The following is a 13,061-nucleotide window of genomic DNA, read 5'->3' on the forward strand; positions in this document are numbered from 1 at the left end:
GACCCTACGAAGTCACCACATCGGGAGCCAACTCTGTGCCGATGTGGCCCTCGGCGATGAGTTGCTGGTATTCGGCGTCGCTGAACTTGAGGAGGGTCTTGTAGACATACTCGTTGTCCTGGCCCAGGCGCACAGGGCCCCGACGGATGGTGGGGGGTGTGGCGGACATGGTGAAGGGCGCGCCGGGGTAGAGGTGCTCGCCACAGTCCTCTTGGGAGGCTTTCTTGAAGAAGCCCCGGGCCTGCAGGTGGGGGTCGTTATAGGCGTCCCGCTGGTCCATCACGGGGCCGGCGGGTACTCCTGCCCGCTGGAGCAGGTGGAACACCTCATAGGGGGTGTGGAGGCTAGTCCAGGATTCAATGAGTTTGTCCAGGTCGTCGTGGTGCTTGTAGCGGCTGATGGCGTCGGCGAAGCGGGGGTCGGTGGCCCATTCGGGATGGCCAGTGGCCTGGCAGAACTTGACGAACTGGTCATCGTTAAAGATGGTGATGGCGCACCAGCGGTCCTCGCCCTTACAGCGGTAGACGCCCTGGATAGCCCAGGGATGGCGGTTGCCCAAGGTGCGCTGGACGCGCCCGTTCATGGTGTAGTCCAGGATGGCTTGCCCCAGGTAGGGCATAAAGTTTTCAATCTGGGAGAGTTCCACCAACTGACCCTTACCTGTGCGCTGACGGTAGTGTAAAGCGGCCAGCACGGCGAAGGCAGCTCCCGCCCCGGAGGCGGCGTCGGCGGCGTAGACGGGGGTAACGGCGGTGGGGTCCATGTCGGGATAGCCCCGCAGGGTGTTGTGGCCCGCCACACCCTCATTCATGGAGCCCAGTAGGCGGTAGTTAGCGTACTTCCCGGTATTGCCCAGGGCGGGCATCCGCACGAAGATGATGTCGGGCTTGATGGAGCGCAGCCAGTCATAGGTAATGCCCATTTTATCCATGGTTTCGGTGACGTTGTTCTCTATGACCACATCGGAGATCTTGACCAGGCGGGCGAGGATCTCCTTGCCTTTGGGCACCCGCAGGTCTACGGTCATGCTGAGTTTGTTGGAGGCGTGGGAGTTGAACATAGGTGAGCGGTTCCAGGGGCGCTGGCCGGGGTCGCGGTTGGGCATGCCCCAGATCCACGGGGGCTGCCCCCGCTGCACGACGGCTTTGGGGGGGCGGGGGAGAGGCCCCCGTGTGAGGGGCTGGAAGAACTTGATGGACTCCACACGGATGACCTCCGCACCCAGGTGGGCCAACAGGAAGCAGGCGTAGGGGCCTGCCCACACTACGGTGATGTCCACGATGCGGATGCCTTCCAGGGGGAGACGGGGCATGGCGACCCTCCTTACCACAGGATTGGCCAGGCCTAGATCACATTCTGTTCCCGAAGTTTGACCAGGTCCTCTTTGCTGTAACCCAGCATTCCGCAGAGCACCTCCTCGTTGTGTTGCCCCAACAGGGGGGCCGGGCGGCGCAACTGCCAGGGGGTCTCGCTCATGATGAAGGGGCGGGCGGGCATTTTCACCTTGCCGGCCACGGGATGCTCTACCTCCACAAAGGCCCCCCGCTGATTGAACACGGGGTCGTTGACCACATCGGCCACGGTGTTGACAGGGGCAGAGAGGACGCGGTGGCGTTGGGCCAGTTCCCACAGTTCGGCCATCGTGTGCTCCATCAGCCAGGGGAAGAAGTGGCTCTCAAACTCCTCCTTGAGGGCGGGGTCTTGCTGGGCGGTGGGGGCATACCATTTGGGGTCGCGGAGCCAGTCGGGGTTGCCCAGCATCTCCACCGCCTGGCGGAAGCGTCCCAGCCCGCTCATGATCTCAAAGTAGCCGTCCTTACAGGGGTAGATGCCGATGGGATAGCCCGCTTGCCCCAGGGGGATGCGCCCACTGACTTCGCCCGTGTATTGGTAGGCCACCAGGGCTGGCATGCGCCGGTCTTGACTGCCCAGTTGGGTCTCCATGAGGGAGATGTCCACATGCTGGCCCAGGGACTGGTGACGGGCGGCGAACACGGCCCCCAGGGTGGCCAGGGCGGCGATGTTGCCGGCCAGGAACTGGCAAATGGTGCCGTACATCTTGACCGGCTCACGGAAGTCCAGGCCGGTGCTATACAGTTCCCCGCCCATGCCGTAAATGATGATCTCGGACGCCAGGTAGTCCCGGTACGGGCCGGTCTGCCCAAAGTTGGAGATGGAGGTGTAGACGAGGGTGGGCTTGTGGGCATGGAGGGTGGGGTAGTCCAAGCCGAACTTGGCCATCGTGCCCGGCCGAAAACTCTCCACAATGATGTCGGCCCATTCCACCAGTTGGCGGGCGATTTTCTTGCCGGCCTCGGTTTTGAGGTTGAGGGTGATGGAGCGCTTGTTGGTGTTCAGGAGGAGGAACAGACCGCTCTTCTCGGGGTGGGGGTCGTCGTTGGGGAAGGGGCCCCAGCGGCGGGCGGGATCCCCCCCATCGGGGCGTTCTACCTTGATGACATCGGCCCCAAAGTCGGCCAGGAGTTTGGTGCAGTAGGGGCCGGCGATGGCGTGGGTGAAGTCCAGCACTTTCACATCGGACAGGGCCATGTCCAGCATGGGGGCACCTCCCACCGTGTGCAGGGCTTTGGGCATATGGTAACCTTGCCTTTCTGTCGGCGCAAGGGGCCAAGATGGCGCTTCACAGCCTTTTATACGGTTTTCAGGGCTGCGAGCAGTTGGCGAAGGGCATTGTCGCCGGGGCCTGACGTCGTGGGAAGGGGGAGGGCGATGCGGGTGGCGTGCCCCGCGTACTTCTCCTTCAGGCGGGGGAAAATGCTGTCGTAAGTGCCCACCACGCAGAAGGCGTCTACCATCTGGTCGGTTATTAAGGAGGCAATCTCCTTCCATCGGCCCTGCAGGGTAAGGTCGTGGAGGCGGAGGGTAACATCCCCCCAGCCGTGTAAGTCCATGACGGCCTTGTAGGTGCGGGTGGAGGCGTAGAAGGCGATGCGCCGACGCGTAACCTCCAGGTTCTGCAACACCTCCTCTTCGGTAGCGCCCGTAACGATGAACCCCCCGCCGGAGATCTCCACATCTTTCAAAGACTTGCCAGCCTTGCGGGCTCCTGCTTCAATGGCGGGCAAGGCGACTTCAGCGATGTACTTCCAGGTCATGAAGCCGTGCAACAGGACGCCGTCGGCTACTTCGGCAGCTAGGCGCGCCATATAAGGGTTGACGGCGGCCAGGTAGACGGGGATGCGGGGGTGAGCGATGGGGCCAGGATTGAACTCGGGGGTCATGAGGGTGAAGGTGTAATGCTGGCCGCGGAAGTTGAGGGGAGTGCCGTTCTGCCAGCAGTCCCAGATGGCGCGCAGGGCCTGCACATATTCGCGAATACGGGGGCCGGGAGCACTCCACGCCACGCTGAAGCGCCGTTCGTTGTGGCCCTTGACCTGAGTGCCCAGCCCCAGTTCAAAGCGCCCCTGGGAGAAGGCCTGTAGGTTCCACGCCTCGTAGGCGACGACCATGGGCGAGCGGGGAAAGGCCACGGCAATAGCGGTGCCCACGCGGGCCTGCTGGGTATGTTCGGCCGCTAAAGTGGCGGTGAGGAAGGGATCAGTGGTCAGTTCGCTGAGGGTGACGCCGTCGTAGCCCAGGTGTTCGGCACGGCGGGCTTCGGCGGGCACCTCAGCCAAGGTGCGCCCGCGCAGGGGGGCGTAGACTTTCATGGCCTCACCTCCCGTAGTGCTGAAATCACTGTAGAGAATTGGGCGGGGGTGTCAAGGGGGCGGAAGGGGGGCAGGCTAGGGGGTGTCTTTGGGCTGTTGCCAGAGGGTGTAGAAGCCGGGCTCCTCGCCCAGAAGGGCCTTCTGCAGATACTGGCGCTCCAAACGGCGCAGGGTTTCGTGCTCCTGCTCCAGGAACCGCTGGAGGGCTTGGGCGGCTTGGGCTTGGAAGGAGGGCGGTGCCAGATGGTCTACCAACTCTCCCAGGGCCTCGGCGATGGTGCGTCCGCTCCGTGCCAAGGCCTGTCCCGCCACCAGGAACACCCCGATGCGCGGCAGGGATGGGCTTTCCGGGGGGATGTCCAGGCGGCGCAAAATGGCTTTCAACCCCGCCTCCCGCAGGATACCCTCGAGGCGCGTGGGCAGAACCATCAGGTGGGCCAAGGGGAAAGGCTCCTGCTCCCGAAGGGCTTCACTGAAGGCCCTCTCCACCTCTTGGTAGAAGGTGGTATCCAAAGCCTCCCGCCAGGGGATGAATAGCACACGGGGGGTGCCCGGCACCTCGGGGCGTGTGTCGGTTACGAGGAACTCCTCTAGATGGGGGAAGAGGTAGATGGAGACTTGGGGGTGTTCCTCCGACGCCATACGCCTCCTCTTCCTCACCTAATTGTAACGCAACGAGAGAGGATGTTTGGGGCAACGATGGCAGGAACGGGGGTTAGCCCTTGCCGCGCACCTGGGCCAGCAAGTCGCGGGCTGCTTCCACAGCCATCTGGGCGAAGGAGAGGGTGAAGAAGCGCACGCCCAAGCTGTGCCAGCGGCGCAGGGCCTCGAGGTCGCGGGGGCGTATGCCCCCCAAGCCCACCACCTTCCCCGCCCGCCGAGCACGGGTGACGATGTCTTCCACAGCCTGTTGGACTGTGGGATGGTCTGTCTTGCCCAGGTATCCCAATGACTGGGACAAATCGCCCGGGCCGATATGGACAGCGTCCAGCCCCGGCACCCTCAGGATGCTGTCCAGGTTCTGCCAGCCCTCTTTGTCCTCCACCATGCCCGAGACCAGCACCTCCCGGTTGGCGAAGGCGAAGGGGTTGGCATCTTGGATACCAATTGTCCAACGGGCGCCGATGTAGCCGGCGAAGCCCCGCTCCCCTTCGGGGGCGAAACGGGCGGCGCGCACTGCCTCCTGGGCGTCGTGTGCGGTGCGGATGTGGGGGACAATGATTCCCGCCGCTCCCCTGTCCAATGCCCGCAAGATGGCCTCGGGGTGGTTGGCGGGGACGCGCACCAGGGGGGTAACCCCCACCACCTCGGCGGCGCGGCACAGGTCCTCCAGAGATTCCGCGGTGATGGGGCCGTGCTCACAGTCCAGCATGACGAAGTCCAGGCCCGCCAGGCCCGCCAGTTCCACGATGGAGGGCGAGGGGGTCTGGATGATCCACCCGTAAACGGCTTGGTCTTGGAGGAGTTTGGCTTTTGTGGCGTTGGGGCGCACGGATGCTCCTTCGTAGAGGCTGTGTCTATTATATCCTTCCGGCGGAATCTCTGGCGGGCCACCGTATGGTGTAGATCATCGCACCGATGCGGATGTGCTTCAGGTCTGACTGACCTGAACTGCCGAGGGTTCCATCCGGCTGCAAATACTGGTGCCCCTTTACAACCCATTGACCATTGGGCTGGAGGTAACGTATCCTTTGGGAGCGCGTGCACCACGGCCCGTCCTGCTCTTCAGGCCGAAGCAAGGGGCGGTGTCTCGGATACGCATAGGCGTCAGGGCTCCCGCGCGGTGGCCCGCTAGCTAGTGGCCACATTGCGGCCCAGGCTCTCGAGCAGTGGCTTTTGACACAGGTACAGGGCATTCTGGACTCCCACGCCCCCGTGCTCATAGACCTCGCGAACAGGGTGGATGCCATCCTGATAGACTTGGCTGCAGGGGTTCTGGACGAAACGGCGTTCCGCCAAGCCTCCGCCGAGATGGTTTGACCGGGTAACGCGCCCATGGGCTAAGGGCACCCATCCCTTGTGTGGGGCAGTGGCTTGAGCTGCTATGGATGGGTTACCCCGCTACGATTTTCTCCTGGGCGAACTGGGGATAGGCGGGGGCCAGGCGCTCCCGCACCGTTGTGCGCAAGGCGCGGAGTTCTTGCTGGGTGGGCTCGGGGGTGGTGCGGAAGTCCGCAGCCAGTTCCAGAGGGAAGCCCGTGTTGGCCTGCACCTCCTCAACAGTGTGGCCAGGGTGGACGGATTCCAGTTCCCAGCCCGGCGGGTCTTTGCGGAAGCGGAGCACAGCCATCGGCGTTACGCATTTATACGGGCCGCCGGGGCGGTAGACGGTTGGGGGCGTGCTCCCCGCTCCCGAGATGAAATCCACCCGCTCCACGAAGGTGCGGCGGGTATGTTCGGTGCGGAACAGGATCACCCGCTTGGCCATGTAATACAGCATTCCTGAGCCGTAGGCCCCTGGCATGCGCACCCGCGGCTGGTAGTAGTCGCCGATAACGTGCAGATTGAAATTGCCAAAGCGGTCAATCTGGATGCCGCTGAGGAAGAAGAGGTCGAGTTTGCCCCGTTGGGCCAGGAAGTGAATCCCGCTGGCATCGGGGAAGGGGTTGAAACGGGGATCGGGGTGCTCCAAGATAATGATCCTGGCGCGGGGGGCGTAGATAGCCTGGGCCAAGAGAAGCCCCGCCGCCGGCAGAGGTGAGGCCATGCCCGTGGCACAGGTCTCTCCATCGCGCACCTCCCGGGCGATTACACAGGCCATCAGTTCCTCCACGGTATAGCGGGGTATGGGCATGGCTCCTCCCCTAGGCGGGCGTGCGGATGCCTACCAGAGCCTGATACTCCTCTTCGCTGCGCGGGCCCAGCACATAGCGCTCCAGGTACTCACCGACCTGGCCCTGTTTGGCCGCCTGGGCATAGGTGCGGATGTGAGCCATATCGGGCGGGTAGCGTCCCGGCATCCCTGTGGGGTGGGCGCCGAAGGGCAGATGCACCACGGCGGTGATGTAGATACCCGGGATGAAGGTTCCCTCGGCGTCCCGAGGCGACAAGGGTCCGTGCACCACCTCCTCGGCGGTAACGATGACAGCGTCAGCGGCGCGAGCCATAGGCACCGCCTCCTGCCGTCCCGGGACGATGCAGTTGCCCTCCTCGTCGGCAACCAAAGCGTGAAAGAGGGCCACCGAGGGGTTCAAAGCGGGGCAAACGACAATCTCCTCGCTCGGGTTGAAGGGATGGGGTATGACTTTCCAGTCGGTGCGGGCGCGCAGGAGGTCCGAGCCAAATAGCCCCCGCACGGGGACAAAGGGGACGCCCATGGCTCCAGCCTGGAGCATGGAGAGGATGACCCCTCAGGTGTTGTCCAGGACTGTGAGGGTGCCGGCCTTGACGGCCCGCTCGAAGTTGGGGGCAGTGCCCAGTTCCCCCAGGCGCATATGGCAGGTTTCGATCTGGGCCACAAGCCCCGCCCCGATGAGAAGGTCGCAGTTGATGCTCCCGCCCGTTACACCCAGCAGGCGCAGGGGGCGGGTTCCTTCGCGCACCAGGGCACGCACAAACCCCATGGGCTGGGCCAGGAACTCCCCTGGAAGGGTCAGGCCGATGAGGTCGTGGGGTTTGACCATACGGACGGCCTGGTCAAGGGTGGTAACCTTGCTGGGCATGGGGCACACCTCCCGCACCCCTGGGGGTGGTTCGCCCCTATCTTACCACAGGCATAGGGGAGATGTCTGCTTGAGGGGCGCTAGGGCGCAGCCTTACAGGTGAGGTGTTTCAGTGATTTGGTCGTCCTCTTCCCAGGCGCCCTTGCCGATCAGGGGCACGAAGCGACACGCCCCCAAAGTGCGCAGGGAGTAGCCCTCCCGTGTGCGAACGACCCGCATCAAATCCTGTTCGTAGCGTGAGCCGATGGGGATGACCATGCGGCCGCCGATGGCCAGTTGTTCCAGGAGCACCCGCGGCAAAGTGGGTGCTCCTGCGGTCACGAGGATGGCGTGGAAGGGGGCCTCCTCGGGGCAGCCGAGCACCTCCCCCGCCGGGCGCACCTCCACGCGGTTGCCATAGCCCAAGGCCTCCAGAATCGCCCGTGCTGAGTGCAAAAGGTGAGGAACCCGTTCCACTGTAATCACCTTGCCCCGCGGCACCAGTTCAGCCAGAACGGCAGCCTGGTAGCCACTTCCTGTGCCGATTTCCAGCACCTTGTCGGTGGGCTGCAAGTCCAGGGCGGAGGTCATCAGGCAGACGATAAAGGGTTGGGAGATAGTTTGGCCCCAGCCGATGGGCAGGGGTATGTCTTCATACGCCAAGTGGCGCAAGGCGGGGGGCACGAAACGCTCCCGGGGCACCCGCTCCATGGCCTGAATCACCCGTTCATCCAGCCCCTCGGCTTGGCGCTCCCGGCGTAATAAGGCGAAAAGGCGCTCCTTGGCCTCCTCCAGGTCGCCGGTGTGCTCCATGTGTCGTCCCCCTTCCTGCCCCGCCCAGTGGTGGTGCGGGAGAGGCCGTGGCGCTGCTTGGGGACGTTCTTCACGCCAGGGCGGACAGCCCGTGCAGAGGGAAGACCAGGCGCTTCACCTCTGCCACCGACGCTTCGGCATACCTGCGCACCAGACGGCGTTGGGTCTCGTCCAGGGGCTGGGGGTCATCCTGCAAACGCCGGATCCCGTAGCGTTCTTGGAAGGACGCCGGGATGGTATCGGGGAGGTCCATCCCCACCATCACGGCATACGCCCACGCCCATCCCCGCGCCACGGCGCTCAGATCATAGCCCCCGCCCCCAAAGGCGAGCCACCGCCCCCGAGCCAGCGCCTGCAAGTCGCGCACCACGGCAATGAACCCTTGCACGGTCATCTTCATGTGGGTAATGGGTGTGTCCCGATGGGTATCAATGCCCAGTTGGGTGGCCAGCACATCGGGGCAAAAGGCGTTAATGAGGGGGGGCACTACCTCCCGAAAGGCCCACAGATAGGTCTCATCGTCGGTATACGGGGCGAGGGGAACATTCACTGCATAGCCTCGCCCTTTGCCCACCCCGATTTCGTGGACAAAGCCCGTGCCGGGGAACAGGTACTCCCCGGATTCGTGCAGGGAGATGGTGAGCACCTGGTCGGTGTCATAGAAGGCGAACTGCACCCCATCCCCGTGGTGGGCGTCAATGTCGATGTAGGCCACCTTCAACCCCCTGCGAAGCAAGGACTGGATAGCAATAACGACGTCGTTGAAGATGCAGAAGCCCGAGGCGTAGTTGGGCATGGCGTGGTGCAGGCCCCCTGCGAAGTTTACCGCCGCCCCTACGCTCCCCTGGGCCACCAGGTCGGCGGCCACCAAGGAGGCTCCCACTGCCCAGGCGCTGGCCTCAAACATCCCGGGGAACACGGGGTTATCCCCCTCCTGGGAGAAGTTGTAGCGAAGGGGATTGATGCGGGTTTCACCACCACTGAGGCTTTGCACGGCCTCTACATAATCGGGGGTGTGGAACCACAGGAGCTCCTCTGGAGTGGCCATACGCGGGGGAACAAGGCGGGCGTGGGGATGCTGGAATACGCCGTAGGCTTCTAACAGTTCGTAGACCAGGCGCAGGCGGCGAGGCACGAGGGGGTGGTCCTGGCGCAGGACGTATTGGGTGAGGACAGGGGCATACACAAAGGCTGCGGTGCTCATAGACGCTCCTGAACAGGGGCTACGGAATGCAGGAGGGCGTGCAGGCGGTGTTCCATCTGACGCCAGTGGCTTCCTCGCCAATAGAGACGCCCACAGGAGGGGCACCGGCGGAACTCGCGCTGGGTGCGTTGCACATACGGGGGAGCGTGGGTGTGCACCTCCGCGGGGCTGGCGGCAACCAGGGGGGTGTTGCACCGGATGCACCGGGTAAAGGGACGAGGGGGGCCTAACCCTGGCCAGGTGAGAACCTCTTGTACCTGCTGGTCCAGATGCTCGCTGTGCACGAGCAGAACGCGCACGAGGCCCCGTCGCACAGGGGGGGCCTGGGGCAGATGACGGTCGCGGGTCAGCAGGATACGCCCTTGTGCGTGGGCCAGGGCCAGGAGATCCTGGTCGTGGATGTGGGGGGCGTTGAGGACATCGTAGCCCAGGGCCCGCAGCCACTTGGCCAAACGCCCCACATTGACATCCGCCAACAGAAGTGGGGACCCCCCCTCAACAAAAGCCCCGTTCATACCTCCGTCTGCCACCCCTCCACACCGATATGGAAGGTGATACCCAACGGCCCCAAGCGCTGGTGCACCTCACGGATCACTTCGTCCCTGACCCCGGGGTTGATGTGGGCGACGACCAGGCGCAGGGGCGTATCCCGTCGGCGCAGGAGGGCCTCCACCGCTTGGGCCATGGTGGAGGGGGTCAGGTGGCCTGCGGCCGTAGCCCGCCCCAGCAGGCGGTCGGGCATGGTGGTCTCGATGACCAGCAGGTCGGGGCGAGTGTGCTCCCAAGCGGTGGATACCTGGGGGCCGCAGTCGCCCGTGTAGAACACGACCTTGCCCTCGGGTGTGGTGAGCTCCCACCCCACGCTGGGGACACTGTGGGGCACGGGCACCGCTCGCACCTGGTAGCCCTGCAGGGAAAAGGGGTGCAGAGGTTCCACCGGCACCAGACGCACAAGGGGAGCCTCGGGTGAGGGACGGCGGGAGAAGTCCACGTAGAGGGTGCCGTCCAAGAGGTAGCGGCGTAGGTGCTCTAAGGTGTCGGGCAAACCATAGATGAACAGGGGAGCGCCCCGCTCCAGAATGTTGAGCCCCAGCAGAGGGATGTCGCGGATGTGGTCGTAGTGGCGGTGGGTCAGGAGGAGGGCCTGCAGGCGAGCCTGCTCGGGCAGGGTCAGGGCACCCGTCAAACCGCCTGCGTCTAGGGCCAGGGTGGTGTCCACCAAAATGGACATGGGGCGGTGGGGGCCAGCTTCGCTCTGATGGGCACCCAGGAAGCGGAGGCGCATGCTACACCCACTTGTTGAGACGGAACCACCACCACAAGACCACTCCCAGAAGGATGCCCGCCCCCGTGGTGATCCAAAAGGCCTGGGGGTGTTCGGCGATGGGCAACTGCAAGTTCATGCCGTAGAGGGTGCCAATGATGGTGATGGGAAGCAAAGCCGTGAAGATGACGGTGAGGATGCGCAGGGCGTCGTTGGTAAGTTGGTTGGAGAGGGTGAAAAGGGTCTCGTTGAGCCCTTGCGTTACCTCCCGCAGTTCCTCCAGTTCAGCCCAGATACGGCGGGTGTGGTCGGCCAAGTCGCCGAAGTAGACATCGGGGTCCACCTTCAAGAAGGGATATTCTCGCCGCTCCAACAGTTCCATCACTCCGATTTGGGGGCGAATGATGCGGCGAAAGGCGATAATATCCCGCCGGATATAGGACAGGCGCTCGGCCACTTGGCGGGTGCCTCGCTCGAACAGGTGCTCCTCCACCTCGTCCACCTGGTCCATAATCTTGCCCAGGATGGGGAAGCAGTAGTCCACCAACACATCCAAAATGCGATACAGCAGGTAGCCCGAGGAGCGGGCCATCAGTTCGTCCCGCACCGCTTCACTCTGCTGGCAGTCGGTGAACAGTTTCACCAGGGGTTTCAGTTCCCCCCGGTGGACGGTAACCACATAGTGGGCCCCGGCGAAGATGGCCACCTGGCTGGGCAGGGTGAGGCGCATCTGCTTGTTGAACAGGGGGAAGTGCACCACCAGGAAGATATGGTCGTCGAACTCGTCCACTTTGGGCAACTGGACCCGGGAGAGGCAGTCGTCCAGGGCGAGGGGGTGGAAGTTGAAGCGGGCGCGCAGGTATTCCATTTCGGCCATAGTTGGCCGTTCCACATTCAGCCAGGTGAGGCCCTTCCAGGTAATGGACTGGACCTCAACACGCGCCAGGCTCGTGGTGGTCAACGCATCCCCTCGCACAACCAGCTCTTATTGTAGCACCCACGGGCCAGGGGTATGGGAGCGGAGGCGGGGTCATCAGGATGTGCGCGGCAAGGGGGATGTGCTACACTGGCCCTGGGAGGGGAGCAGTGGAGAGCCTGATCGTGCATACCATGCCCCGCCTGACCCATCCGGTGCTGATCACGGCCTTTGCCGGTTGGCCGGATGCCCAGGAGGGTGCGACCTATGCCGTGCGCTACCTGGTGCGCCATTTGGGGGCCACGGCTTGCGCGAGTATTGACCCCGAGGAGTTCTACGACTTCCAACGGGTGCGCCCCGTCGTCTATTTGAACGAGCGGGGGGAGCGGGTCATCCATTGGCCCAGCAACGACTTCTACGCCTGGCAAGGGGAGGGTGCACCTTTCGGTCTCTTGCTGTTCGTGGGCATTGAACCCCACCTGCGGTGGAAGACCTTCACCCGCACCATTCTGAGCTTGGCGCACCAGGTGGGGGTGGAGCGGGTGGTGATGTTGGGAAGCCTTCTGGACGCTGTGCCCCACACGCGGGAGGTGCGCATCACCGGCACGGCCAATCGCCCCGACCTGCGCCGAACGCTGGAAAGGTTGGGGGTGTTCAGTTCCCGCTATCAAGGGCCGACCGGCATTGGCACCGCCCTCAGCGAGGCGTGCACTCAAGCCCACCTCCCCTTCTGCTCCTTGTGGGCCCATTCGCCCCACTACCTGCAGACCTCTCCCAATCCCAAGTCCAGCCTCGCCCTGCTAAGCCGTTTAGAGCGTCTGTTGGGAGTAACTTTCCCCCTGGGTGCCTTGCGGGGGATGGTTGTGGCCTTTGAGGCCGAGGTGGGCAAGGCCATCGCCGGCAACGCTGAGATGCTGGCTCACCTGCGGCGGCTGGAAGAGGCGCATGATTTGCTGGCGGAACGGCCCCCCGAACGCCAAGAGGAACTCCCCGCGCCGGAGGAGATGGTCAGGGAGTTGGAGGAGTTCCTGCGTCAGCAGGGGCGGGGCAACGGAGGGTCGGAATTGCCCGGTCGGGGCACACCGTCGGGAAGTGGGTCATAGCCCTCCTCCTGCACACGGGGGCTTGACACGGCGCGGTGTCTCTGCAAGGGGCGACGGGCTAACTGGGGGAGGGGGCGTTACCTTGCCCCAGCACCAGGCGGGCCTCAGCCCCCACGCCCAACTCCGCACAATCCAGGAAGGTGGAGTAAATCGCCTTGTCCACGGCGCGGCGAAGCCACGGTTCCTGGGCCAGGACGTCTCCCGCTTCCTGGCGCAGACGCACCAGGCGCATCAGGCGCTGGAGGAAGTAAGCCTGGAGGGGCGTATACGCGCGCACATGCCCTTGGGATACGAAGGGGGGGTGCCCGCCCACCGTCGGGCGCTGACCGGTGCTCCGAGATTGCTCCTGCATCGCCTCGCCACCTCCATCTTTGATTATATACCACACCCGTGTGCCCCCAAGTATAGGCCATTCCCCTTTCCCTTTTCTAGAGGCTGGCGGTCAAGTT

At 64.1% G+C, this 13,061-nt stretch carries 16 protein-coding genes; 2 read left to right on the plus strand and 14 right to left on the minus strand.

Annotation, left to right across the window (positions count from 1 at the left end; all coding sequences use genetic code 11):
• Nucleotides 1–4 precede the first annotated feature (4 nt).
• From NZ951_04605 to NZ951_04625, 5 genes are all read right to left on the minus strand, one after another.
• Nucleotides 5–1,312 (minus strand): CoA transferase, encoded by a 1,308-nt coding sequence (locus NZ951_04605; GenBank protein ID MCS7207202.1) that lies wholly within the window; start codon nucleotides 1,310–1,312, stop codon nucleotides 5–7.
• 32 nt (nucleotides 1,313–1,344) lie between these two features.
• A complete protein-coding gene (locus NZ951_04610; protein MCS7207203.1) occupies nucleotides 1,345–2,595 on the minus strand; it encodes a CoA transferase in 1,251 nt (416 codons plus the stop codon).
• A gap of 56 nt (nucleotides 2,596–2,651) precedes the next feature.
• A complete protein-coding gene (locus NZ951_04615; protein MCS7207204.1) occupies nucleotides 2,652–3,671 on the minus strand; it encodes a TIGR03617 family F420-dependent LLM class oxidoreductase in 1,020 nt (339 codons plus the stop codon).
• Between the two features lie 75 nt (nucleotides 3,672–3,746).
• Nucleotides 3,747–4,313, minus strand: a complete 567-nt coding sequence (locus NZ951_04620; protein MCS7207205.1) for a hypothetical protein — start codon at nucleotides 4,311–4,313, stop codon at nucleotides 3,747–3,749.
• A 73-nt stretch (nucleotides 4,314–4,386) separates the two neighbouring features.
• Nucleotides 4,387–5,163, minus strand: a complete 777-nt coding sequence (locus tag NZ951_04625) for an aldolase/citrate lyase family protein (GenBank protein MCS7207206.1) — start codon at nucleotides 5,161–5,163, stop codon at nucleotides 4,387–4,389.
• Between the two features lie 344 nt (nucleotides 5,164–5,507).
• Here NZ951_04625 and NZ951_04630 point away from each other — a divergent pair, with 344 nt between their 5' ends.
• Nucleotides 5,508–5,651: a hypothetical protein gene (locus NZ951_04630; protein MCS7207207.1), complete on the plus strand. Its 144-nt coding sequence runs from the start codon at nucleotides 5,508–5,510 to the stop codon at nucleotides 5,649–5,651.
• Nucleotides 5,652–5,724: 73 nt separating this feature from the next.
• On the opposite strand, the gene NZ951_04635 is transcribed toward NZ951_04630, so the two are convergent.
• The 8 genes from NZ951_04635 to NZ951_04670 all read right to left on the minus strand — a co-directional run bounded on the left by NZ951_04635 (nucleotide 5,725) and on the right by NZ951_04670 (nucleotide 11,554).
• A complete protein-coding gene (locus tag NZ951_04635) occupies nucleotides 5,725–6,465 on the minus strand; it encodes a CoA synthetase (GenBank protein MCS7207208.1) in 741 nt (246 codons plus the stop codon).
• 10 nt (nucleotides 6,466–6,475) lie between these two features.
• Nucleotides 6,476–7,006 carry a hypothetical protein gene (locus NZ951_04640; GenBank protein MCS7207209.1) on the minus strand — a complete coding sequence of 177 codons (531 nt, stop codon included), beginning with the start codon at nucleotides 7,004–7,006 and terminating at the stop codon, nucleotides 6,476–6,478.
• A 15-nt stretch (nucleotides 7,007–7,021) separates the two neighbouring features.
• Nucleotides 7,022–7,333, minus strand: coding sequence for a hypothetical protein (locus NZ951_04645; protein ID MCS7207210.1), 312 nt, complete (start codon nucleotides 7,331–7,333; stop codon nucleotides 7,022–7,024).
• 93 nt (nucleotides 7,334–7,426) lie between these two features.
• Nucleotides 7,427–8,125, minus strand: coding sequence for a protein-L-isoaspartate(D-aspartate) O-methyltransferase (locus NZ951_04650; protein ID MCS7207211.1), 699 nt, complete (start codon nucleotides 8,123–8,125; stop codon nucleotides 7,427–7,429).
• A 70-nt stretch (nucleotides 8,126–8,195) separates the two neighbouring features.
• Nucleotides 8,196–9,329, minus strand: a complete 1,134-nt coding sequence (locus tag NZ951_04655; GenBank protein MCS7207212.1) for an acetoin utilization protein AcuC — start codon at nucleotides 9,327–9,329, stop codon at nucleotides 8,196–8,198.
• Nucleotides 9,326–9,844 carry a Mut7-C RNAse domain-containing protein gene (locus NZ951_04660; protein ID MCS7207213.1) on the minus strand — a complete coding sequence of 173 codons (519 nt, stop codon included), beginning with the start codon at nucleotides 9,842–9,844 and terminating at the stop codon, nucleotides 9,326–9,328. The genes NZ951_04655 and NZ951_04660 overlap by 4 nt, the downstream gene beginning before the upstream one ends.
• A complete protein-coding gene (locus NZ951_04665) occupies nucleotides 9,841–10,614 on the minus strand; it encodes an MBL fold metallo-hydrolase (protein MCS7207214.1) in 774 nt (257 codons plus the stop codon). The genes NZ951_04660 and NZ951_04665 overlap by 4 nt, the downstream gene beginning before the upstream one ends.
• 1 nt (nucleotide 10,615) lies before the next feature.
• Nucleotides 10,616–11,554 (minus strand): magnesium transporter CorA family protein, encoded by a 939-nt coding sequence (locus NZ951_04670; GenBank protein MCS7207215.1) that lies wholly within the window; start codon nucleotides 11,552–11,554, stop codon nucleotides 10,616–10,618.
• Between the two features lie 125 nt (nucleotides 11,555–11,679).
• Between NZ951_04670 and NZ951_04675 the strand changes: the two genes are divergently transcribed.
• A complete protein-coding gene (locus NZ951_04675; protein ID MCS7207216.1) occupies nucleotides 11,680–12,612 on the plus strand; it encodes a PAC2 family protein in 933 nt (310 codons plus the stop codon).
• A 58-nt stretch (nucleotides 12,613–12,670) separates the two neighbouring features.
• On the opposite strand, the gene NZ951_04680 is transcribed toward NZ951_04675, so the two are convergent.
• Complete coding sequence (locus NZ951_04680) at nucleotides 12,671–12,964, minus strand: hypothetical protein (protein ID MCS7207217.1); 294 nt, start codon at nucleotides 12,962–12,964, stop codon at nucleotides 12,671–12,673.
• Nucleotides 12,965–13,061 lie beyond the last annotated feature (97 nt).

It is taken from the genome of Dehalococcoidia bacterium (assembly GCA_025060295.1).
Taxonomy (GTDB): domain Bacteria; phylum Chloroflexota; class Dehalococcoidia; order Lucifugimonadales; family HRBIN23; genus HRBIN23.